3 protein-coding genes are annotated in these 2,880 nt (G+C 71.0%); all 3 read right to left on the bottom strand.

Annotation, left to right across the window (positions count from 1 at the left end):
- Positions 1 to 93: 93 nt before the first annotated feature.
- A complete protein-coding gene (locus ACFRQN_RS40395; protein WP_380745628.1) occupies positions 94 to 1,419 on the bottom strand; it encodes a M64 family metallopeptidase in 1,326 nt (441 codons plus the stop codon).
- A gap of 99 nt (positions 1,420 to 1,518) precedes the next feature.
- Complete coding sequence (locus ACFRQN_RS40400; protein ID WP_380745629.1) at positions 1,519 to 2,238, bottom strand: hypothetical protein; 720 nt, start codon at positions 2,236 to 2,238, stop codon at positions 1,519 to 1,521.
- 548 nt (positions 2,239 to 2,786) lie between these two features.
- On the bottom strand, positions 2,787 to 2,880 hold a 94-nt coding region (locus ACFRQN_RS40405; RefSeq protein WP_380745630.1), incomplete at its 5' end, for a hypothetical protein.

Genomic DNA, 2,880 nt, shown 5'->3' on the forward strand with positions numbered 1-2,880 from the left:
CGCCGCCGCCCCGCCCTTGTCGACCTGGGGGCGGGACGGCGGCGTCACGTCGGCTCAGCGTGTTCCGGCGCGCTTCTGCACGCTGCTGCGCGCTTAGCGCGTCACCGTCCAGGACAGGCTCGCGGTCAGCTTCGCGCGCAGTGCCGGGTCCGCGACGGCCGGGGTCGGGTCGGTGGCGACCGCGGTGAGCACATGCGGCCGGGAGCGCGGCCCGGTCAGCTTGAGCTCGGCCAGGTCCAGTGCGGTGCGGCCGCCCAGCCGGGGCAGCTCCTTCCCGTCCAGGTACCAGCGCAGCCGGGTGCCGGCCACCGGCAGATCGACGGTGAGGCGGTCCGCGGCGGTGAGCCGACTGCCGTTGGCGGTGGGGCTGGTGAGCGGCGTGGCGTGGCGGTAGAAGCCCGCGATCATCGCCTCGCGCCCGGGCAGGTTGAACTCCCGTCCTAGCGAGCGCATGATCGAGTTCTCGGTCGGCCGGTAGAGCCCGGTCGGGTAGTAGCCGCCGCCCTCGTACGCGCCGACCGTGCCGCCGTCCGGCGAGGCCTGGCCCAGCCAGCGCGACCACTTGGTGCCCTGCTGCCGCATCCGGTCGGCGGTCAGGGTGCTGATGTTGGCCTCGGTGGGCTCGCTGCCCTGGTACGTCCCTTGGCCGTCGTACGCGTACTCGTCGGCCAGCTTGCCCAGCGAGTGCCCGGTCTCGTGCACCGCGATCTGCCCGGACTTCGCGTTGCCGCCCGCCACGGTGGCGATCCCCTCGTAGCCGAGAGGGGACTTGACGTCGTTGTAGCCGGCGCCGCCGTACTTCGTGCTGTTGGCCACCACGAGCACCAGGTCCGCCTGTGGGGCCTTCGCCGCGTACGACTCGACCGCCTTCTCGTCCACGCAGAGCAGCCGCTCCACGCCGTCGCACCAGAAGTACGAGCCCAGCGCGGTGTGCCGCACCGTCCCCTGGTCCGGATCCCCGGTGACCCCGGACTCGGGCGATATCGCGGACACCGCCCAGACGTTGAACAGCGCGCGGTAGCTGGCGTAGGGCTCCACGGCGGTCATCTCGCGCCACTTCTGGGCCGCGTCCGCGCGGAACTTGTCCTGCTCCTGCGCGGTGTACCCGTCGCCGATCACCACCACGTCCAGCTTGGCGGCCGGCTCCCCGTTGCGGACCAGCGCCGTCACGTCGCCGTCGCCCCGCATCGGGGCCACGCCCTGGGCGCGGTCGGCGAGATAGGGGGAGACGGCCGGGGCCTGGGCCCGGGAGATGCCGCCGTCCTCGGCGAACACCTCCACCTGACGTGTCGACGGCTTGTCGCCCGCCGGACGGTTGTCGCCCGCCGGACGGGCCCCGGCGGGCGCGGCCCCCAGCACCGCACCAGCGAGTACGGTGGCGAGCAGGGCGGTGGCGGTTCTGACGGTGGTGCGGTGCACGGGGGTCCTTCCGGAGGGAACGGTCTGTGGCCTGCTCCCTTCCCATGGCGATAACCTGACAATCCTGCGTCAGTGCAAGCCGATTCCCGAACCCTCCGGTCACGCACCGGCCCGGGCCGGCCCGAAGGACAGGCGGCCGACCACCGCACAGGCCGCGACGGTGCTCAACCAGGCCAGGACGGCGACCGTGATCGTCACGGGGAACGACCACTGGAACGCCCCGATGAGGACGAGGGAACCGGCGAACGACCCGACGGTGAACACGATGCTCCCGACCTGCACCACGTCCCTGAGGCCCTCCCGGGACCGGTGCAGACCGTGGACGACCGCCGCACTGCCGACGCCGATCAGCAGCGCCACCCCGAGGACGGGCAGCCAGGGCAGCTGAGGCTTCACCGCCCGCTGGCCGCGGTACGAGATCTGCACCACCTCGCCCTTCCAGACCCCCACGTCGATCGTGGTGCCGACCTCCACGTCCTGGAAGAAGGGCTCGCCCACGTCGTACTCGTCGCCGCCCGCGGTCTCGCGCACGACGACCAGCTTGTACGAACTGAGGTCGTTCTCCCGGTCGGTGTCCACCTTCTTCTTCACGACCCGCCCGCTCTCCAGCCGCAGGCAGTCCGCACCCGCCCCGGCCGCCGACGTCCCGCACACCGGGGCCGTCCGGTACGCCACCGTCACGTCGTACGTGCGCACGAAGAGGAGGAACCCGGCCACGACGGGCACCAGCCCCGCCAGCACGATCAGCACCCGCCCCGCCGCCCGGAGCCGCGCCGCCCGCCTGCTCGGCTTGATGACCGGTTCCGTCCCGACACCCATCGCGCCCTCACCCACCCCACGACACCTGCCCGTTGCATCCGGTGCTGATTCCCGGTCGCGGACCGCATGATGCCAGGGAGCACCGGCGGGCGCCTCCGGGATGCCGGATCGACCGGGGCGCCGGGGTAGTGGGCTTCGAGCCCGTGTACGTCGAGCTTGACTGGTACGACGGTCCGCGCAAGGGGCTCACCACCGTCGACGGCGTATCCCACTAATTCCAGTGCCGCGACGCCGACTTCACCGTCGCCCCGACCTCTACCACGCATGGCCCGCGGACGAGCGCGCGATCGCCATGGAACGTGAACAGTGGGCCGCCTACGTCGAGGGGCGTGAGGCTCCGGCGCCTGTACGGGGCCGCGAGTTCGGACGGATAGCGCGATGAGCCGGAAGCACGTGAAGTGCCCGGCTCATTCGCGCTTTTAGTCTTCGTGCGGTGCGTGCTCTTTTTCTCTTCCCAGGGCCCGGGTTTCCGGCTCGGATTGACGGACTGGTGTCCATTTTTCCGAATCCCGGGTCTCGTTTCCTCTTCTTCAGCCTGTTTGTTGTGGTTAGGGGAAGATGTTTTGGCCGGGGGTGAGGGTGTGGGTGGGGTCGTAGGTGTTTTTGGCGTTGGTGAGGGTGGTCCAGTGGGGGCCGTAGTGG

This window comes from Kitasatospora sp. NPDC056800 (assembly GCF_042789775.1).
In the GTDB taxonomy this organism is placed as follows: domain Bacteria; phylum Actinomycetota; class Actinomycetes; order Streptomycetales; family Streptomycetaceae; genus Kitasatospora.

What these genes read in the sequence shown, in the direction of transcription:
- ACFRQN_RS40400 (WP_380745629.1), bottom strand. Translation starts at nt 2,238, where the DNA reads ATGGGTGTCGGGACGGAACCGGTCATCAAGCCGAGCAGGCGGGCGGCG.